Origin of the sequence: Bacteroides sp. AN502(2024) (assembly GCF_041227145.1) — a bacterium.
Taxonomy (GTDB): domain Bacteria; phylum Bacteroidota; class Bacteroidia; order Bacteroidales; family Bacteroidaceae; genus Bacteroides.
Genome location: NZ_JBGFSP010000003.1, coordinates 2,840,732 through 2,861,472, shown reverse-complemented (window position 1 = coordinate 2,861,472; position 20,741 = coordinate 2,840,732). Strand labels below are relative to the sequence as shown.

The following is a 20,741-nucleotide window of genomic DNA, read 5'->3' as shown; positions in this document are numbered from 1 at the left end:
AGGGGTATAAACATGAAAAAATACATCGGATTATTAGTAGTTATCTTAGCAATGGTATCTTGCGAGTCTTTGGAAGATACCTATAAGGACTATGCAGGTGACGGTCCTATCCGTTATCTCGGTAAATGTACAGACCTGGTTGTACGTCCCGGTTGGAATAGGCTGATTGTCAGTTGGACAAACAGTGCCGATCCGGTAATTGATAAAATAAAAGTCACTTGGTCGAAAGACGGAATTGTAAAAGAACAGCTATTGGACAAGGAAACAAATAGTTTCAACATTCCGGATTTGGAGGACGGCAATTACGAAATAACAGTATGTTCGACTGACAAAGAAGGAAATACATCTTTAAAGAGCACGATTTACGGTCGCCCGTACACGCCCAACCATGAGATGGTACAATCGTTCACTCAAATTATCTCCAATCATTATTTCTTGAAGGATCGCCTGGTTCTCCTCTTTCAAGGATGGGAAGAAAATGTTACAGAAGCCTATCTGACATATACCCGGACAGATGGTAGTACCGGACGAATCGAACTGGATGAACAACTGGTCAATCAACTTTATTACTTATTGCCCGACGCAATAGATACATCCAAACCGGTAGAACTTTATCGCTCCGGCCGTATTCCCGGCTGTGACGATGAAATCGTGTTCACCCCCACGGAACTTGATAACATCAGATTATTCAATGCAGACTTCAAGCAGGAAATGAAACGCCAGTTCGGTTTTGACGAAGATATTCCGGATCATTGGGCTTCTACTGTCGAAGAAATCAGTTTTGACTGGACCATCGGCAGTTTCTCGGACTTATTGAATCTACCCAATCTGAAGAAACTTGTATTAGGAAAACATCGTTATATCCGTGATGAGTTAGTGAACGATGCCCAAACTGCCCAAAGCAAGGTATATGATGCTGCATTAAGTGATTTTGTTTTAAAGACACTGCACGAATTAAATCCGGATTTTGTAGTGGAACGTTACAACAAACATTACTCCAATTTGGCGCAGGCTGAATATTTCGAGGAAAAAGGAGCAACATCTGTTCCCGATTATTCGTTCTTCGACCTTTCAAACCTGAGGTTCACTTCTTCTCCGGCCGATGCTGAGAACTACAAATCCTATCTGGAACGCCTGACAGATGATAATGTTGAAACAAGTTGGGAACCTGACGGAACAAAAGAATTGACGACTTATTCACTGACATTGGACTTAAAGACAGAAAGAGACCTGCAAGGGCTGAAACTTGTGCAAACCTATTTCGATAATGAGAACAAACGTTCCTGGTGTCCCGGCATAGTCAAAATATTCGTATCCAAAGATTCCGAAATTTGGGAAAATGCCACTTATCTGGAAGAATTGGAAATCGGACATAGCACCGGAGAGGTGAATATCATTCCATTTGTAGAGGGCGGCAAACAAGCCCGATATGTAAAGGTAGCTGTTTCTACGCCACATTCTGAATCTATTTATAATATAAGTATAGCAGAGATAGGGCTATATTAATTATTTCTTATCCTAGCAAACAAGACAACATTCGCTTTTCTGAATGTTGTCTTGTTTTTTATCTATTCATAGTTCATACCTGTCCTATTAACATTTTGTCGTCCCTTTAACGTAATGAGAAATAAATAGTTAAAAGAGACATAATATATAAAAAGATAACTATCTTTGTAATCTGAAAATGGGTTCTTCGTTACCATGCTATATCGAATTGCATGCAATATAATATGAGTTATCGAAGATTAAAAGGGAATACCGTGAGAATCGGTAACAGTAGCCGCTGCTGTATTTTTCCATACTGTTATTGGACAACAGTATAGTTTGTAGCAATTTGCCACTGGATATTTTATCTGGGAAGGCGCTGCAAATAAGGGAATAAGCCAGAAGACCTGCCTCTTTTCGTTTGGATTTTACTCCTGCGGCATACAGGAGGTGGTTCGTCGCTCTTCTTTACATACACATTCACTACTGTGTATAAAGAGAAAGGCTTCTTCTATTTATCTAACCGGGACATCTGTCATCCAGTGGTAAAATCCATTATCATTTCTATCGGCAACCTATTAAAAGTATGCTTATGATAAATGAATTTTGGAAAACAACCGCTAATTTACTGATGCTTTGCTCTATTGTCCTTCTCACCTCATGTGGGAACGAGCACAATTTGGGAGCAGGCGATGGAGTAATCGCTCCGGAAGAAGAATCAAAGAATCCACCGGTGATTACCTTTGACAATGGTACTGGGATTTATCCTGTCAAAATACTAAAAGAAATCACCATCACCCCTATTGTGGATAATGCCATCGCCCCTGTATATACATGGAAAGATGAAAAAGGCAAAATAGTCAGTACAGATGCCTCATTCACCTATTCATCTCCTGCAGATGGAAAAAAGTTCTTCACTTTCAGGGTAGACGCGAAAAACGGAAGTGTGCAAAAAGAACTCCGGATAGACGTTATGAACAAGATGGTCCCGTCAGTGTCATTAATCCAGTATTATTCTACGTATGTAGGAGAAAGTGTCACTATCAAATCCGCTGTAAACTTCAAGGAAGGAAGCACCTATGAATGGACGAATGAAAAAGATGCTGTAATAGGTGATAAGGAAGAGTACACATTCGTGGCGGAAAATGAAGGTTCCTTCCATATTACACTTAAAGTAACCAACGAAGACGGAACGGGGAAAGCAACAACTACCATACGGGTAGCACCCCAAAGAAAACTCAACATTACTTTTGAAAATGAACGTCAAACTGTACCTGCAGGACGCGCTGCCTATGTGGCTCCTATTATTACAGACAACACGGAGAATACCATTTATGCATGGGAAGTGAACGGAGAACCGTATCCGGATGAAACAAAGCCAACCTTTACTTTTATGCCTCCGGCAGCAGGAGAGTACAAAGTGAAAGTAACGGGAACAGACGGTGATATTTCGGTAGAAGCTATACAAACTATAGAATGCCTGCAATCGGACGAAGCAGCTCGCTACCGTGCTCCCAAAGCAGGAAGTTCGAGTAGCAAAGTGACGGTATATAATATTCTGCCCGCACCCGGACAATTCGTACAACAAATAAGCGGAAAAACGGAAGCAGAAGCATGCCATTATGCTGAAACCCGGATGAATGCAGTAGTCAGTCATGTCTCATTGGGAGCGTGGGGAGGATACATCGTTGTAGGATTCGACCATAGCGTTTATAATGCTAGTTCTAATGATAACAGCCAATACGATTTCTCAATCATAGGCAATGCTTTCGACGGAAGTTCCGAACCGGGAATAGTCTACGTAATGCAGGACGAAAACGGAAACGGATTGCCTGATGACACATGGTATGAGCTGAAAGGTAGCGAAACAGGTAAATCTACCACTTGGCAGAATTATTCTGTCACTTACTACCGCCCTCCTATCTACAATATGCCCGTACAGTGGATAGACAGCCGTGGCAATACAGGAACCATAGACCGGAGTCCGGCTTTTCCCGGTTGGCTGAAAGGAAACTCATACGAACTGCGCGGCACCCGGATTAAAGAAAGGACCTTCCTCAATAATGGAATCTGGCGAAACGAATCTTACAGATGGGGATATGCCGATAACTACGGTGAAGACTTCCTCTCTAACGGAAATAATCATAATGCCAATGCCATAGGAAACGGTTTCAAGATAAAGAATGCTATATATCCTGACGGAACTCCTATCAATCTGCGTTATATAGACTTTATAAAAGTACAGACAGGCGTCCAGTCGCAAGCGGGAGTGCTCGGTGAAGTATCTACCGAAGTTTACGGTTTCCGAGATATACAAATGGAAAAGGCTCCCAAACGACTCTAAACTATTTTTCAGTACACAATTTTAACAACAATAAAAATTTGATTATGACAAAGAACAAAACTTGGAAAATGCTTCTGACGATATTTTTCGTCGGATTCCTGACAGCGTGCAGTGACGACAATGAGAACCCGTTTGCCGGTGTAGACAACCATATTCTTTCTTTCTCACTGTCCCTTGGAGAAAACACGTGGCAAGCTGCCATAATAGACGATAAGATTATTCTGTCTGTTCCCCAGGGAACAGAACTTAACGGCGCAACCGCACACTACGTTATCAGCGAGCAGGCAAGTATCGTCCCCGATCCGGCAGGCATCAGCACATGGAACGAAGAACAACAGCTGACGGTGACTTCCTATAACGGGACTTCACGCACTTACAAATATACGGTTCACCATACCGACGTTAGTGAAGCTGCCAATTTCGTTTTCAATTCACAAACTGAAGTCGATGCGTTTGCCAAGAGTAATATCACCATTATAGAAGGTAGTATCTCCATCGCGACAACTCAAAAAGCAGAAGACCCCATCAAGAATCTGGAGGGTCTGTCCACACTTACGGAAGTACTGGACGATATTAATATCGGTGGATATTACCAAGGAAAAGACCTGAACGGTCTTGCCAATCTGAAAAAAGCAGGAAGCCTGACTATCGCTTCACCCGCCACCGGCAATGAAACGCTGACAGACATCACCTTACCCTCATTGGTCTCTGTTCGCAAGAATCTTACAATTAAAGAAAGCCAATATTACCAAAAGGTCTCTTTCCCCTATTTGGAATCTGTAAATGGGAAATTCACGGTCGATGCTCCAATCATAGAGCAATTTAACCTTAATTCCCTTAAGAAAGTAGATAACGATTTCATTATAAATGGAGGATTGATGACTCAATTGGAAATACCGGTATTAGAAGTTGTGAATGGAACTTTCTATATAAGCGGCAACTCTAGTACGACGAAATTACAGATTATCAATTTACCCCGGCTAACTACATGCATCTCTATTGACATAAAACGGGCCGCGAAGTTGGAAACTCTAAATATTCCGGAATTGAAAAACCTGAAAGCAAATCTATCATTAAGCAGTTGCCCCACTTTTAATGATGAAAGTCTCAAGAATACTCTCAGCAATGTTGAAAGTATAGGAGGAACATTGCTAGTTCGCTACACTGGAGTTTTCAGTCTGAACCTACAAGGGAAAAAAGTAGGCAAAGTAGACATTGCATCCACTGACGATTTAACAAAAGAATTTATTATTTCGGGAGATGAGCCCTTCGGCAGTATTACTTTCTCATCAGCAAAGATGAACCCGCCTACACTGAGAGGATTTACGACTGTTGAGTCCTATATATTACAAACCAATATAGAAAAAGGGCTGGCCATTAAAAATATAAAACGTATTAATGGCCATTTGAGTGTTCAATACCGCACCATACAAGGAATGGCTACCAGCATATTGCATGATATTGACCTACCGGATTTAGAATATGTGGGAGGAAATTTCAGTATCAGTGCTTTGAATAATAACGTGCCGACAAATCCCGTTAAAGTTCCCAAACTCAAAGAAATAGGAGGAAGCTTTACACTCTATGTTCATAACAGCCAAAAAGATTTTTCATTTCTCAAGATGGAAAACCTGGAGACTATCGGTACATTTTCAATTACATCCAGAACCACATCTTCCATAAATAAACTAGATATAAAAGAAATCTTTCCAAGTATAAGTCAGTTAAGCAATGTCACGATCTCGGATTTTCCTGAACTCTATGATTTCAGTTCTTTCAAGAAATTTATAGACGATGGCATAATAACCAAGTGGAAGGTTTATGGTTGTGGAGCTAAGCCTACATTGCAACAAATGAAAGAATCACAGGATGGTAATTTCACAAATAATTAATCGTTAAATAATTCATAAGATGAAAAAGAATTATCTTTTTTATTCAGTCTTTGCATTGACATTCGTACTGGGCAGTTGTAGTGATGAGATGTTCGACAATACCGGACAAGTTAATAAATCTTTTCCACAAAACACACGTGCAATAACCGATGCCAATTGGACTAAGGCATACGTGCTATGTGAAGGAACTTGGAAAAAGGACCCTCCCTCTTTGCCGGGGAAACTTATCACGTATGATAATAATTGGAAAAAGATAGGGAAGGAAATTGAAATAGGTGACACGGGAAATGACCTCATTCAGTATGGCTCAAAGCTGTACTGTGCAGTGAGCGGTCACGACCTGACGTACGGAAACGGAGGTATCTGGATATTCAATGCTGCTACGGGAGCGCCCTATGGCGGAATGAGACAATATGACGATGAAAAGAGTCATTCTAAAGCAATGCCACGTCATCTTGCAGCCTATGGAGGAATGATATATGTAAGCCTCTATTCAGGAGCTGTGATGGCTATCGATACCACAGAATTTGAAAAGAAAATGTTTACGAAATTAGATGCCACTTATTCCGAAGGAATTTGCGTTGCCAACAACACTGTGTATGTGTGTAATTCAGGAAACACGGGAGACTCGTATGCCGGACAAGGAACCACTATTTCAAAACTCACAACAGACCTTAAAATAGTAGAGCCTATTACTGTCCCCACTAACCCGAAATTGATTGCGCAAGCTCCGAACGGAACTCTCTACTTCAATTCTTTAGGTAACTATACAACGGAGAAATCTGCATTGTACAAATTGGAAGGAGAAGGCTATTCTCATGTAGCCAATCTGGCAGATGCATTCCAAATAGGCGATAACGCTATTTTTACTACATACGTAAAATGGCATGACCCCAATTATGAAATGCCGACTACTTTACAAAAAGTATCATTCAGTGGAGATGTAACCCCGTTTACAACAAGTGAACTACCCGACCTGATGCTTGGTTATAGCATTTCCGTAAACCCATTCAACGGAGATGTCTGTTTCGGACAAAGCGGACAAAATCTATATGTTTACAGGTCTGACGGAACACCGATTCGTGCAAATGCTCCTATAGAGACTGGTACAGCCAATCCCAATCGTATAGTGTTCGTTCAATAACTTTTTCCTGTCAAAACCGGAAAATTCCAATCAATTTCATTCACCTCTCTCCGAAACTTCTTCGCGGGGGAGGTGAATCTTCTTATTTTTTCCTACTTTTGTCTCCCCTCTTCCTTCTATTCCTTGCCGTAACATCGTTGCTGGAGAGAGAAAGAGAACTAAAAATAAGTAAGTTATTATAAAAAAATTGACTATATGAGAAGCAAATCTTCAATTCCGTTTTTTATATTACTGTGCCTCTTCTTTCTGACAAGTTGCATATCCGACAAAAAGACATCTCTGGCTGCATTCAAACAGGATGTATATATCCCCGAATATGCCTCCGGATTCAAGATAGTGGGAGCAGACAACGCAGCCAGTACCCTGATACGTGTTTTTAATCCGTGGCAGGGAGCTGAAAATGTAGAAATGTCCTATTTCGTTTCACGGAACGGTGAACAGGCGCCTGCCGGATTTACCGGTTCCGTCATTCCCGCCAAAGTGCAACGTATCGTGTGCATGTCTTCTTCTTACATTGCCATGCTCGATGCACTGGGACAGGTGGACCGCATTGTCGGTGTATCCGGCATTAATTATGTATCGAATCCTTATGTCCTTGCACACAAAGATACAATCAAGGATATGGGCCCCGAAATAAACTACGAGCTATTGCTCGGATTGAAACCGGACGTTGTACTATTATATGGTATCGGAGATGCCCAGACTGCCGTGACGGACAAATTGAAAGAGCTCGCTATACCTTATATATATATGGGTGAATACTTGGAAGAATCGCCGTTGGGCAAAGCTGAATGGCTGGTCGTACTATCCGAACTGACGGACAGCCGAGAAAAGGGAATCGAAATATTCCGGAAAATACCGGAACGGTACCTGGCATTAAAAGCCCTTACGGAATCTTTGGAAGAACGCCCTACGGTGATGTTCAACACTCCTTGGAACGACAGTTGGGTAATGCCTTCCACCCAAAGCTATATGGCACAACTAGTTGCCGACGCCGGAGCCGACTATATCTACAAAAAAAATACCGCCAACAGTTCTGCTCCTATCGGACTCGAAACAGCCTACGGACTGATACAAAAGGCAGACTATTGGATCAACGTAGGCTCGGCTACCACACTGAATGAACTGAAGACAATCAACCCCAAATTCAGTGACGCCAAAGCCGTACGCGAGAAAACTGTCTATAACAATAATTTACGACTGACTGCTGCCGGTGGTAACGATTATTGGGAATCGGCAGTAGTACGCCCCGACATTGTCTTGCGTGACCTGATTCATATTTTTCACCCCGAACTTATATCCGATTCACTTTATTATTACAGGCATCTGGAATGAAACAATCCTGCAGACATACCGTTTTACTATTCAGCATATTAGGAATAACAGCCATACTGCTGCTACTGGCAGATATAGCTACCGGAGACACATATATCCCGATTTCTCAAATATGGGGGGTACTCACCGGAGGCGAATGTGACGAAATGACGCGTAACATTCTCCTTTCTATCCGTTTCATACGAGTAGTGGTCGCTGCGCTAATAGGCATAGCACTTTCCGTAAGCGGATTGCAGATGCAGACCGTCTTCCAGAACCCATTGGCAGACCCTTATCTACTAGGAGTAAGTTCCGGCGCGGGACTGGGAGTGGCTCTGTTCATTCTGGGCACTCCGTTGCTCGGGTGGTCCGACTTTCCTTTCCTGCAATCCATGGGTATTGTTGGTTCCGGCTGGATAGGAACTGCCGTTATTCTGTTGGGAGTAGCCATTATCAGCCGAAAAGTGAAGAATATCCTAGGTGTCCTGATTATGGGAGTAATGATTGGCTATGTAGCAGGTGCCATTATCCAGATATTACAATATTTAAGTTCTGCCGAGCAATTGAAAATGTTTACACTATGGTCAATGGGTTCTCTTAGTCACGTCACAACCAATCAGTTATGGATTATGATACCGGTATTGCTGGCAGGTCTGTCAATCTCGGTATCCTGCATCAAACCGTTGAACCTATTACTGTTGGGCGAGAACTATGCCCGTACCATGGGAATGAACATCAAACGCTCCCGTACGCTTATCTTCCTCTCTACCGCCCTACTGACAGGAACGGTCACGGCTTTTTGTGGTCCGGTAGGATTTATCGGTCTGGCAGTACCACATGTTACACGACTGCTATTCAACAATGCCGATCACCGGATACTTGTCCCCGGCACCATGTTGACAGGACTTATCAGCATGCTTTTCTGCGACATCATCGCCAAGAAGTTCCTGCTTCCGGTTAACTGCATCACTGCCTTGCTAGGTGTTCCGGTTGTTTTATGGGTAATCACTAAAAACTTGCGTAGATTCAAATGATAGAGCTTAGAGAATTGACATTAGGATATGGACAACATACACTGTTGGAAACGGTAAATGCCCGAATTACAGGTGGGCAACTCGTTGCCCTGTTGGGACGTAACGGAACAGGGAAAAGTACACTGCTCCGTGCCATGATGGGACTGGAAAAGCCTCAATCAGGAGAAATTGCTCTACAAGGGAAAAACATAGCTTCATTGAAACCGGAAGAACTGGCCCGGAATATCAGTTTGGTCACCACCGATAAAGTACGCATCGCCAATCTCCGCTGTAAAGATGTAGTAGCTTTAGGACGTGCTCCCTACACCAACTGGATCGGTCAACTGCAACCGGAAGACCAAAAGCGAGTGGACAACGCGATGCAACTAGTCGGTATGTCCGACTATACAGAAAAGACAATGGATAAAATGTCCGATGGTGAATGTCAGCGCATCATGATTGCCCGTGCTCTTGCACAGGATACTCCCGTCATCCTGCTTGATGAACCGACCGCCTTCCTTGACTTACCCAACCGTTACGAACTATGTTTGCTTTTAAAAAAGCTGGCACAGGAAGAGGGCAAATGCATCTTATTCTCCACACACGACCTCGACATCGCCTTATCGCTTTGTAACTCTATCACGCTCATAGATAATCCGCAGATGTACACACTGCCTACTCCGGAAATGATAGCTAGCGGACATATAGAAAGACTGTTCAGAAACGAATCTATCACGTTTGACGCTCAGGAGATGAGGGTACGGATAAAATAAATAAGATAGGGTGATTTTTTTAGAGATAAAACAAACTAATTAATAAAAACTTCCTAACTTTGTACCATTAAGGTTTCCTTAAACAACCTTTGCGTTGTTAAGGAATGAAAAGGGAATGCCGTGTAAACCGGCAACAGAACCTGCTGCTGTAAATCTCCGCTCTTTCATCAGAGGGCTAAATTGCAACACGAAAGTCACTGGATAGTTTATCCGGGAAGGCGTTGCAAAATGAGATGAGTCAGAAGACCTGCCTTGATGCTCTGATTTACACCTGCGGGATTTCGGGTGGTAGTCAAATAGAAAATAAGCAATTATCTTTTATTTGGTATAATAGCTATATGACCGCTTGTGTAGATTGAACTCAGATCTGAACAAACGGATTTTTTATACCGATAAAATAAAAGACATGTTTTCTATTCAAGTTCATTCATACCATAAGCATTATATCCATTTACGGTGGATATTATGTCTGATTCTATCTTTATTTATCACATTACCGGCCATTTCCCAGTCTAAGGTTCGCCATCAGCCTTCTCTGTCTGACACACTTCTCAAACTCAAAGAAGTTACTATCTACAGCAACCGGATACAAAAAAAAATGTCTCCTGTACAGATTCTGTCCGGTAAAGAACTTGAAAAACTGAATGTTTACTCGGTTGCTGATGCTTTGCGCTACTTTTCCGGAGTCCAGATAAAAGATTACGGAGGTATCGGAGGGCTAAAAACCGTCAATATACGAAGTATGGGCAGTCATCATGTCGGCGTATTTTATGATGGTATTGAATTAGGAAATGCACAAAATGGAGTCGTCGATCTAGGAAGGTTTTCATTAGATAATATGGAAGTCATTTCACTGTATAATGGTCAGAAAAGTGCCATCTTCCAACCGGCCAAAGATTATAGTTCCGCAAGTGCCATATATATGCAGACACGAAAACCCGTATTCAAAAGAGAAAAGCGAAACAACCTGAATATCGGGGTAAAAGGCGGTTCATTCTCTACCATCAATCCGTCACTACTTTGGGAACATCGTTTCAACGAACGAATAAGCAGTTCCATCAGTACGGAGTACATGTATACATCAGGACGATATAAATTTACATACGCCAAGAAAGATGGTTACGACACAACAGCTGTCCGTCAAAATGGAGACGTAAGAATGCTACGTTTGGAGAATGCCTTCTTCGGAAAAATTCCCCAAGGAGAATGGAAAGCCAAAGCATACCTATACCATTCGGAACGGGGATACCCCGGAGCTGCGGTAAGAGAAGAACCGGGTAAGTTTCGCCATCAGGACCGACAGTGGGATACCAATCTGTTTGTGCAAGGTTCTTTTCAAAACTATTTCAAGAATTGGTACAGCCTGCTGGTCAACGGGAAATATGCTTACGATTATCTCCACTATTTATCCGATCCCAGACTGGATGTCACCACCATGTACGTAGACAATCACTACCGACAGCAAGAAATCTATGCTTCGACCGCCCATTTATTCACCATTTATCCCTGGTGGAGTATATCAGTATCCAACGATTTTCAATGGAATACATTACGAGCCGATCTTACAGATTTTGTCTATCCAACCCGTAATACAATCCTGACTTCCGCTGCCACGTCCTTTGACTTCAACCGTTTCCTGCTGCAGGCAAGCCTGTTATATACTCATGTCAACGACAATACACGTACAAAGGGAGCCAATGCAGGCACCAAAAACAGATACACTCCGTCTGTCATAGCCACTTGGCAACCATTTACCAAGCTTCCTCTAAATGTACGGGCCTTTTATAAAAAAGTCTTTCGCATGCCGACTCTCAATGATTTGTATTATACTTTTATAGGCAATAAGGACTTAAAACCGGAATATACCACCCAATACGATGTGGGTATCACTTTCTCTCACACTTGGAATAACCATTGGCTGAAAAGCCTGGACTTACAAATAGATGGTTACTACAATGAAGTAGATGATAAAATCATTGCCATGCCTACCTCCAACCAGTTCCGTTGGACGATGATTAATCTCGGACATGTGGAGATTCGGGGATTAGATGCAGCCATACGAGGAGAATGGGGCTTCGGGAAAGTGGGACTTAGCACTCTCGTCAATTATACCTATCAAAAGGCACAGGATTTTACCGACCCGACCAGTAAGTGGTATGGAGGCCAAATTCCTTATATACCTTGGCATGGAGGTTCCATCATTCTCAATGGAAGTTACCAAACATGGTCCTGCAACTATAGTTTCATTTATACAGGTGAGCGCTATGAAGCGGTCGCCAATATCCCGGAGAACTATGCACAGCCTTGGTATACCCACGATTTTTCCCTATCCAAAATGTTTCAATGGGAAAAAACAGGAATACGTGTAACGGCAGAAATCAATAATATCTTCAATCAGCAATATGAAGTAGTGCAATGTTATCCTATGCCCGGTACAAGTTTTAAAATCAAACTAAACATCATGCTATGAGAATATCCGTTCTATCCGTCATTATCTGTTTCGTTCTTCTGTCGGCTTCTTGTCGCGAAGAAGAACACATCATTCCGTCAACTCCCAACCAAGTTACCCCCGGAGTAAACAATTCCTCTATCAAAGGCTTCTTCCTACTCAATGAAGGGAATATGGGAAGCAACAAAGCTACCCTTGATTACTTTGATTACGAAACCGGCATCTATCATAAAAATATCTATGCGGAACGAAATCCGGGAGTCGTACAAGAATTGGGTGATGTGGGAAATGATCTCCAAATCTATGGAAACAAGTTATACGCCATCATCAACTGTTCTCATTTCGTAGAAGTGATGAATGTAGAGACAGCCAAACACATCACGCAAATTTCCATACCTAATTGCCGTTACATCGTATTTAAAGATAAATATGCATACGTCAGTTCGTATGCAGGTCCTGTCAAAATAGATCCCAACGCCAGACTGGGATATGTGGCACGTGTTGACACCACTACGCTGACCGTAAAGGATACCTGTGTGGTCGGCTACCAGCCGGAAGAAATGGTAATTGTGGGAAACAAGCTATATGTAGCCAACTCAGGCGGGTATCGTGTACCCCATTATGACCGCACTGTTTCCGTCATCGACTTGAACACATTCAAAGTTATCAAAACCATTGATGTGGGAATCAACCTGCATAGAATGGAATTGGACCGATATGGAAATATTTATGTCTCATCCCGGGGAGATTATTATGATACTTACTCCAAAACATTTGTAATAGATTCCAGTACTGATAAAGTGACCGATGAATTGCCACTTCTTCCCAATACAGAAATGGCCATCTGCAGAGATTCACTGTATGTATACAGCACGGAATGGAGTTATTACACCAACAATTGGACAGTCTCTTACGCCATTTATAATACAAAAACAAAGAAAACAGATACCCGCAATTTTATCACAGATGGGACGGAAAAATCGATCAAGATACCTTATGGAATAGCTATCAATCCGGAAACAGGTGAATTCTTCGTTACCGATGCCAAAGACTATGTGACTCCCGGGACATTATACTGTTTCTCCCGGGATGGAAAAAAGAAATGGTCAGTTACCACGGGAGACATTCCGGCACATATTGCCTTTACAGATAAGAAACTAAAAGAGATTCAATAATTCACAATCCTATTAATAACTAAAAAATAAAAGCAATGAAAAAAATTCTATTTTTACTGCTCACTGCCGTTACGGTATTCAGTTGCTACAATGACGATGATCTATGGGATAAAGTCAATGATCTCGACGGACGAGTAGAAACACTGGAAACAACAGTCAAGAAAATGAACTCTGAAATCACAACTTTACAGAGTTTAGTAGACGTGTTAAACCAAGGGAAAATAATCACGAATACGGAACAGACCTCTGAAGGCTACACGCTAACCTTCAATGACGGAAATAAAATATCTATCAAAAATGGAATAAATGGTACCAATGGAACAGATGCTCCTGTGATTGGAGTAAAAGCTGATGAAAACGGAGTATATTACTGGACAATCACCACTAATGGTACTACAGAATGGCTACCGGATGCCGAACACAAATTGAGAGTAACAGGTGTAACTCCTGTCATGGGAGTTGACAGCGAAGGTTATTGGACCGTTGATACAGGTGAAGGAGCCAAACGCATGAATGGAACAGATGGCAAACCGGTAAAAGCAACAGGAAAGGATGGGGATTCTTTCTTCAAGTCGGTAATAGACGACACGGAGAATGATGTTGTTGTCATTACTTTGGCAGATGAAAAAAACACCTCTTTCATGCTACCCAAAACAACTAATTCGGTTATGAAAGTCACTGATATGGGAAGCGTTGAATATTTCACATTTAACCAAACCAAATCATTTGAATTACAACTCACCAACGTGGCAGACTTCCTCGTCCATGCACCGGAAGGATGGATAGTAAAAATGAGCTATACCAAACTTTCCATTACCGCCCCTGCTTCCATATCAGAAAATGAAGCTGTCATTAAAATCCAGTTATTTAATAAACAAGGACTAACAAAAATTCAGCGATTATTCGTTTATGCTTCTGCATATACTTTAAAAGGGTTATCTTTTGAAGACTCTGATTACAAAGGTGATGCTAACATGGTAGGAGAAAGAAACTGGTCTTCATTAATTGACAGCCCACAATATAACGGTCCACTACTTTATCCTACGAATGACGTACCCTATAACTGGAATGATGCAAACAATACTTTTCTAGCTTCCGAACTTCCTAACGGATGGGGCGATTGCAAATACTGGGGAGGCGGACACGCTATATCCAACTATGTAGATCTGGATTTGACACATGGAGACTTCCAGCACCAACTAGCGGTTTATTACAAAGATCCGGCAACAGGAAATGGAGGTCATAACGGTTCTAAAAACTTCTGCGTACATTACGGCTATGTAGACAACTCCGGATTTGCCAACGGTCCATTACCCTACATTTACTTTGGAGATGGAGTGGCTCGTGTAGTAGATCACATGTACGTGACAATGACAACTTATCTCGCCAATTGTGTAGCCAATGGTAACGGACTGACGGAACCTGCCGGGGAAAACGATTGGGTAAAACTGGTTGCTATCGGTTATGATGAAGATGGAAATGAAGTAGCTACACGTCCGGAATTTTATCTGGTTGGATCCGGAGGTAATATACTTGAATGGACAAAATGGGATTTATCCGCATTAGGCAAAGTGGTTAAAATAGACTTTAATGTCACAGGAAGCAATGATAACGGATATGGTTTCAGCCAACCCGCCTATTTTGCTTATGATGATGTAGCAGTGAGATTCTAATGAAACATATTATACTTTTTTTATTTGTTCTATCAGCCTTGGTATCATGCGTGAAAGAAGAGGAGGACTCTCCTCTTCTTTCCGCTCCTGTCATTACCTTGAAAGAAGAATCACCCATCTATAAAACAAAAATTGGCCGAGAAATAACCATTGCTCCTGTTTACGAAAATACCGATTCGGAAACGACCTTTAACTGGACAATAGATGGAAAGAGTATCTGTACCGCTTCCACCCTGACATTCTCAGCCAATGAAGCAGGCAGGTATTTCATTCTGATTTCTGCCACCAATGCCGGAGGGACAACAGAAAAAGAGATACGTATCGATGTCTTTCAACTTGATGTACCGACTATCTCTATTGCGGATGCCGACAAAGGTTTCAAAGTGCTTCAAGGCTCTGAACTGACCATTACCCCCATAGTAGATTCTTTTCTGGAAACCAGTTACTCCTGGCAAATAAACGGTGAAGATATCTCGAGCGAATTAACCTGTACCCTCCCCACAACCGAGCTTGGCGAATATCAGGTTCGTTTTGCTACTCACAATGAAGATGGCGATGACGAAGTAACTTTTAAAGTAGAAGTTTGTTCCCCGGATCAAGTAGATTTCAGCTGGACATTCCTGCAAACGGAATATAACATGTCTGCCGGCAGAACCATCCGTATCAAACCGGTTGACGTGAATAATGCACAGGATGCAGTCTATACATGGACTGTGGACAACGAACAAGTGCAATCCGGAAAAAATGATACTTATCTGTTCACATCCGAGCAGCAGGGAGAACACACGGTAAGGGTGGAAATGAAGAACTCGTATATATTTGCTACGCAAACATTAAAAATCAATGTTTGTCCTCCGGCAGGAACATACCAGCGCAAGATTAACGCCACAAGTTCTGCGTCGATGAACAAAGTATATGAATATTTGCCGGCTCCCGGCCAATTCATCAATGAAAACCATACCACAACCACTATGGCAGAAGCCTGCACCTATGCAGAAGAACGAATCAATCAGACAGCTTATGTTTCCTTAGGCGGATTCGGTGGATACATCATCGTTGGATTCGATCACAGTGTCGTGAATGATGGAAGTTACAATATCGCTATTACAGGAAACGCTTTTGATGGTTCGTCAGAACCGGGAATTGTATGGGTAATGCAGGATGAAAATGGTGATGGATTACCGAATGACACCTGGTATGAGTTGCGCGGATCCGAATATGGGAAAGCCGAAACCTGGCAGGACTATGCCGTCACCTATCATAAGCCATCCGGTATTCAACTTCCCACTTCATGGACAGACAATCATGGCCAAAGTGGATCGATAGATTACCTAGGCGCCTTTCACCGACAGGATTATTATTATCCTGCCTGGGTAAAAGAAAAACAATATACCTTGCGAGGCACTCGCCTGAAAGAGCGTAATTACGATCAATCCGGCAATGGTACTTATTGGGTAAATGATAGTTATGAATGGGGATATGCTGATAATTTCAGCGCCATTGACCGTCTGACAGATGATGACAACTATAATGCCGGACCGTCTGACAATCATTTCAAGATATCCCATGCTGTAACTTTCGATGGTAAGGATGCAAATCTGAAGTACGTTGATTTTATCAAAGTACAAGTAGGTGTTAATAGTAAAAGCGGTTGGCTGGGTGAAATATCCACGGAAGTTTTTGGAATCAAGGATTTCAACATGCTCAAATAATGAAAACAATTCACAGTTGAATTATCAGAAAAAGTAGAATTGCCCATTTACCAATTTATCCTATCTATGAGATAAAACAATCCTATTTTTATCTTGTAGATAGGATAAAAATACCTATATTTATATCATCGATAAGATATACACATTATGATGGATAGAACAATTCTAAAATCTGTAATTGCAGATAACCAACTTGAAGTCCCCCAATATAAGGTGATTCTTGTGCCACCCTTAATGCAAAACGGGATTATCTAACCAGTATATATCAAAAAAATTATTGGGGGGATATAGCTACGCGCCATTATCTTTATTGGAAAATTTAGCTGCCATAACCCTACTTAGACGCTACGAACATAAGATGCTGTTTTTTCTACCATAAAGGCATAGAAGCTGACTTTTATCTTCCAGATAGCACCACAGCCATTCAAGTATGTTACTCCTTGGATAACAGTGACAGAACATACGATCGTGAAGTGGGGGCTCTAATAAAACTATCCAAAGTCCTCGACTGTTCTCAACTGATGATAATCACCTATTCTGAAGAACGGACTATTGAGATAGCAGGTAAACTGATTGAAATACTCCCTATTTGGAAATGGTTATTGAAATAGAAAAGACTTTCTCATCAATCAGAAAATATACTCTTCTAAAAAAAGGATATTTGTTGATTGAATGAGAAAGTCTTTATCAATAAAAATGATAGATTATAGGGTTAAATCCATCACTTAAAATTCTCCGTAAAGAAAACTCCTGCCGGAAAACTGTTCTTATTTTTAATGTCAGCCTGTAAAACCGGTGTTTTAGTGAAATCAAAAATAGCAATATCATTTGCCTTATACTCTGAATATCCCTTTAGAGTTGCAAAATAAATCTCTCCACTCACCGGATCGACACCTAAACTGTTATAATACACTCCGGCATCTTCTACGTAATCTTTGATATTGGCAACTTTTTCCGTCTTATTTTGTGAAAAGAGATGTCGATATAGATTAAAACCGCCATTACTGAAGTAAATAGCATCATCTTTCGCTGAGAAAGCCGGAGCAACACCCCAACCGGCACCAATACTGACATCTAAAGCATGAGAGTCAATGATCGTATAGTCAGAGGGATTGACTTTTATAATACTTGCCGGATTCGTACATGATACCCATAAGTTCTTATCATACGTCTTAGCCACACCGGATAAAGCACCTTCAAAAGGAATAGTATGTACAACAACTCCGTTCTGAATGACAAAAAGTTTCTTGTTACCCATCACAAAAACTTTTTCTCCAACCACGGCCATACGTTGTTTCAAGGCTCCACCCGTACCTTCAACTAAAGTCAAAGCACCTGTAGAAGTGTTTAACATATAGACTCCCTTTTTATCACGAATATACAGAGCCTCTTTTACTACCGCTAAATTAGTAGGCCAGGACAAAGTAGCATTATCATAAACTCTTTCTTTCTCTAAATTATCCGCATTAGCAATAGTCAGTAATCCCTCACCCCCATTCTTTGCTCCATTTTGAGAAAGTACATAAATTTTACTATCACAAATGAACAAATCCTGGCAGACATTACCAAGCAAAGTTTGATTTACCCGATAGTATGCACTATCTATCACCGTACCCTTTGGATCCACAAAGGTCAAAGTTCCGGTTTCATTACCCATATTTCCCTCATTCAAAATAAAAGTTCCTTTGCCAAACCGACCTTCTACCTTGGCAGTTATATTCGTTTGAAAAGTTTCCCCATTGCTGTCCGACACAGTCAATCCTATCGCATATTCTCCAGTCTTAGGCCGTGAGAACTTATATGTGGAAGCAGTTGAAACGTCTTTTCCATCTACCGTCCATACATACTTCATCGTCCCGGACAGGTTTTCAGTCCGGGCATCCAGATACAATGTATCTAATTGCACTATCACATTACTTCCCGACTCATTTCCAATCGACACAGACGGACTCAAATTTTCCTCCTCATCACACGCTGCAAAAGCAACTCCCAAGGCAACAGTTGCCAATACTAAAAACTTTTTCATTTTTACTTCTATTATCAATTATTTATTGGATACAATCCGGTCCCAATCCGGGAAACAATATCCGCCCCAATTGGCAACATAAAGTTTTCCATCCTTTATCACCATCTCTTCCGGTTGATAGCCGACTACCACTTCACGGGTACTCCTCAACAATTAAAGATATATTTCGATTTAAAAACCGTACTCTTCAAACTCTAATCCCAGAAAGTTTCAAGAATTCAACTTTGGCAGGTCTTCTGACTTACTCCATTTTCCTAACGCCCTTCCCATCTCCCCAAAACGAGACAGTGGATTTGAGTATTGTAGGAAAACTTTGGGCGGAGCTTACAGCAGCGGGTCTGTTCAGGACTTACACCTGATTCCCTTTTCACCATTCTTCCGTAGCATCGGACGAATGACACCAAAATTTCTGTGGCAAAGATACAATAATAGAAACAAATCAGAAGAAAATTCTAATTAAAATCTGTGTAAAAGTGAAATCTCCAATCTCAACCATAGCGTTACTATGCCTTTACTGTTTTCACTCCAAAAGCGCAATAAGTCAAATAACACACACAAGCTAAAGTGGCAAAAACACCTCCGATCACACCTACTGTTCCAATCGCCAACCCAATTACCGGAGTAACCACTCCACCACCGGCAACAGCAGTAATCATCAACCCGGAAATCTGATTTGCTTTTTCCGGCCTTGCCTGTAAAGCCATCGAATAAATGATAGAAAATACTGATGACGCAAAGAAACCGACAGCACCGATACAAATCAGATTTACCATATCGTTTTGCACAAAGGCTAGAATAAGCAAAGAGAAAATACAGGCAACAATATTCACACGAAAATATCTTATTTCAGCGATACGGGCTAACAAGAAAGTACCCAATAAAGCACCTACCGTACGACTTAGAAAATAAACTTGTGGAGCAAACTTCACTTGTTCCGTCGTCCATTCAAACCGTTCCGCCATCAGTTTGGAACTGATAAAATTGGTAGCAACATCCACTCCCACAATAAAAAAGATACCCAAAAACAACAATAGAATCGTTCTATCCTTCAACAAAGAAAAAGTATCACTGATAGAAAGCTGCTGGATTGCAGCACTGTAATCTTCCCGTTTTACAGGAGTAGCTATCAGCCAAATTGCAGATAATAACGTGATAAAGCCTAATATCGGAAAGCAATAATACCATTTGTCATCTCCAAAGTGAGCCACGGCCAATAACACAATCTCCGGACCGACGAGAGAAGATACAGCTTTGATTACTTGCCCTGCCGTCAAACTACTTGTCAGTAAACGTTGACTGGTTACCACATTACTCAATAACGGATTCAGTGAAACCTGCAAAATGGCATTGCCAATTCCCAAAAGAGCATAAGCCATCATGCAAGTTGCGCTGTTATAAATGATCAATGGCAGTAACATGCCCACTACCGTTATTCCCATACTAAGCAGGACTGTATTTTTACGCCCCCATTTGTTCATTTGATTTCCAATAGGAATACCCAAAAACAGGAACCAGATAAAGACTAACGAAGGAACAAATCCCGTCATCACGGGAGACCAGTCGAAAGTACGTTGAACATAATCGGACGAAATACCGACTATATCGCAGAAGCCCATTACAAAGAATCCGAATAGAACAGGAAGGGCCGCATAAATAGAGTTTTGTGTTTTCATATTTAACTCACTATATGATAAAATGTAGAATCCCCGGTGCGGTGTCAAACGACATCGCCACCGAGGAA

The 20,741-nt window shown here is 41.5% G+C and carries 13 protein-coding genes, 1 pseudogene and 3 riboswitches; of the genes and pseudogenes, 11 read left to right on the top strand and 3 right to left on the bottom strand.

Going from position 1 to position 20,741, the window contains the following annotated elements; all coding sequences use genetic code 11:
* Positions 1-12: 12 nt before the first annotated feature.
* The 11 genes from AB9N12_RS11130 to AB9N12_RS11080 all read left to right on the top strand — a co-directional run bounded on the left by AB9N12_RS11130 (position 13) and on the right by AB9N12_RS11080 (position 16,974).
* Complete coding sequence (locus AB9N12_RS11130; RefSeq protein ID WP_369892130.1) at positions 13-1,506, top strand: DUF4998 domain-containing protein; 1,494 nt, start codon at positions 13-15, stop codon at positions 1,504-1,506.
* Positions 1,507-1,715: 209 nt separating this feature from the next.
* A riboswitch (cobalamin riboswitch) is annotated at positions 1,716-1,915 on the top strand.
* A gap of 162 nt (positions 1,916-2,077) precedes the next feature.
* Positions 2,078-3,829 (top strand): PKD-like domain-containing protein, encoded by a 1,752-nt coding sequence (locus tag AB9N12_RS11125; RefSeq protein ID WP_369892129.1) that lies wholly within the window; start codon positions 2,078-2,080, stop codon positions 3,827-3,829.
* A gap of 44 nt (positions 3,830-3,873) precedes the next feature.
* Complete coding sequence (locus AB9N12_RS11120; RefSeq protein ID WP_369892128.1) at positions 3,874-5,721, top strand: hypothetical protein; 1,848 nt, start codon at positions 3,874-3,876, stop codon at positions 5,719-5,721.
* 19 nt (positions 5,722-5,740) lie between these two features.
* On the top strand, positions 5,741-6,865 hold the full coding sequence (locus tag AB9N12_RS11115; RefSeq protein WP_369892127.1) for a YncE family protein: 1,125 nt from the start codon (positions 5,741-5,743) through the stop codon (positions 6,863-6,865).
* A 195-nt stretch (positions 6,866-7,060) separates the two neighbouring features.
* Positions 7,061-8,200: an ABC transporter substrate-binding protein gene (locus AB9N12_RS11110; RefSeq protein WP_369892126.1), complete on the top strand. Its 1,140-nt coding sequence runs from the start codon at positions 7,061-7,063 to the stop codon at positions 8,198-8,200.
* On the top strand, positions 8,197-9,213 hold the full coding sequence (locus tag AB9N12_RS11105) for a FecCD family ABC transporter permease (protein ID WP_369892125.1): 1,017 nt from the start codon (positions 8,197-8,199) through the stop codon (positions 9,211-9,213). Before AB9N12_RS11110 ends, AB9N12_RS11105 begins: the two co-directional genes overlap by 4 nt.
* Positions 9,210-9,965, top strand: coding sequence for an ABC transporter ATP-binding protein (locus AB9N12_RS11100; protein WP_369892124.1), 756 nt, complete (start codon positions 9,210-9,212; stop codon positions 9,963-9,965). Before AB9N12_RS11105 ends, AB9N12_RS11100 begins: the two co-directional genes overlap by 4 nt.
* 53 nt (positions 9,966-10,018) lie before the next feature.
* Positions 10,019-10,235, top strand: a riboswitch (cobalamin riboswitch).
* Positions 10,236-10,371: 136 nt separating this feature from the next.
* On the top strand, positions 10,372-12,435 hold the full coding sequence (locus AB9N12_RS11095; protein WP_369892123.1) for a TonB-dependent receptor: 2,064 nt from the start codon (positions 10,372-10,374) through the stop codon (positions 12,433-12,435).
* Positions 12,432-13,589 carry a DUF5074 domain-containing protein gene (locus AB9N12_RS11090; protein ID WP_369892122.1) on the top strand — a complete coding sequence of 386 codons (1,158 nt, stop codon included), beginning with the start codon at positions 12,432-12,434 and terminating at the stop codon, positions 13,587-13,589. The genes AB9N12_RS11095 and AB9N12_RS11090 overlap by 4 nt, the downstream gene beginning before the upstream one ends.
* Before the next feature lie 35 nt (positions 13,590-13,624).
* A complete protein-coding gene (locus tag AB9N12_RS11085; RefSeq protein ID WP_369892121.1) occupies positions 13,625-15,262 on the top strand; it encodes a PL29 family lyase N-terminal domain-containing protein in 1,638 nt (545 codons plus the stop codon).
* Positions 15,262-16,974 carry a PKD-like domain-containing protein gene (locus tag AB9N12_RS11080; protein ID WP_369892120.1) on the top strand — a complete coding sequence of 571 codons (1,713 nt, stop codon included), beginning with the start codon at positions 15,262-15,264 and terminating at the stop codon, positions 16,972-16,974. The genes AB9N12_RS11085 and AB9N12_RS11080 overlap by 1 nt, the downstream gene beginning before the upstream one ends.
* 721 nt (positions 16,975-17,695) lie before the next feature.
* Here the strand turns inward: AB9N12_RS11080 and AB9N12_RS11075 are convergent.
* From AB9N12_RS11075 to AB9N12_RS11065, 3 genes and pseudogenes are all read right to left on the bottom strand, one after another.
* Positions 17,696-19,000 (bottom strand): DUF5074 domain-containing protein, encoded by a 1,305-nt coding sequence (locus AB9N12_RS11075; protein ID WP_369892119.1) that lies wholly within the window; start codon positions 18,998-19,000, stop codon positions 17,696-17,698.
* 27 nt (positions 19,001-19,027) lie between these two features.
* Positions 19,028-19,150: pseudogene (locus AB9N12_RS11070) on the bottom strand (YncE family protein); the annotation flags it as partial.
* Between the two features lie 58 nt (positions 19,151-19,208).
* A riboswitch (cobalamin riboswitch) is annotated at positions 19,209-19,420 on the bottom strand.
* Positions 19,421-19,503: 83 nt separating this feature from the next.
* Positions 19,504-20,673 (bottom strand): sugar MFS transporter, encoded by a 1,170-nt coding sequence (locus tag AB9N12_RS11065; protein ID WP_369892118.1) that lies wholly within the window; start codon positions 20,671-20,673, stop codon positions 19,504-19,506.
* Between the last annotated feature and the right edge of the window lie 68 nt (positions 20,674-20,741).

What these genes read in the sequence shown, in the direction of transcription:
- AB9N12_RS11105 (WP_369892125.1), top strand. Translation starts at nt 8,197, where the DNA reads ATGAAACAATCCTGCAGACATACCGTTTTACTATTCAGCATATTAGGA.
- AB9N12_RS11075 (WP_369892119.1), bottom strand. Translation starts at nt 19,000, where the DNA reads ATGAAAAAGTTTTTAGTATTGGCAACTGTTGCCTTGGGAGTTGCTTTT.
- AB9N12_RS11065 (WP_369892118.1), bottom strand. Translation starts at nt 20,673, where the DNA reads ATGAAAACACAAAACTCTATTTATGCGGCCCTTCCTGTTCTATTCGGA.
- AB9N12_RS11115 (WP_369892127.1), top strand. Translation starts at nt 5,741, where the DNA reads ATGAAAAAGAATTATCTTTTTTATTCAGTCTTTGCATTGACATTCGTA.
- AB9N12_RS11095 (WP_369892123.1), top strand. Translation starts at nt 10,372, where the DNA reads ATGTTTTCTATTCAAGTTCATTCATACCATAAGCATTATATCCATTTA.
- AB9N12_RS11120 (WP_369892128.1), top strand. Translation starts at nt 3,874, where the DNA reads ATGACAAAGAACAAAACTTGGAAAATGCTTCTGACGATATTTTTCGTC.
- AB9N12_RS11130 (WP_369892130.1), top strand. Translation starts at nt 13, where the DNA reads ATGAAAAAATACATCGGATTATTAGTAGTTATCTTAGCAATGGTATCT.
- AB9N12_RS11110 (WP_369892126.1), top strand. Translation starts at nt 7,061, where the DNA reads ATGAGAAGCAAATCTTCAATTCCGTTTTTTATATTACTGTGCCTCTTC.
- AB9N12_RS11080 (WP_369892120.1), top strand. Translation starts at nt 15,262, where the DNA reads ATGAAACATATTATACTTTTTTTATTTGTTCTATCAGCCTTGGTATCA.
- AB9N12_RS11090 (WP_369892122.1), top strand. Translation starts at nt 12,432, where the DNA reads ATGAGAATATCCGTTCTATCCGTCATTATCTGTTTCGTTCTTCTGTCG.
- AB9N12_RS11085 (WP_369892121.1), top strand. Translation starts at nt 13,625, where the DNA reads ATGAAAAAAATTCTATTTTTACTGCTCACTGCCGTTACGGTATTCAGT.
- AB9N12_RS11125 (WP_369892129.1), top strand. Translation starts at nt 2,078, where the DNA reads ATGATAAATGAATTTTGGAAAACAACCGCTAATTTACTGATGCTTTGC.
- AB9N12_RS11100 (WP_369892124.1), top strand. Translation starts at nt 9,210, where the DNA reads ATGATAGAGCTTAGAGAATTGACATTAGGATATGGACAACATACACTG.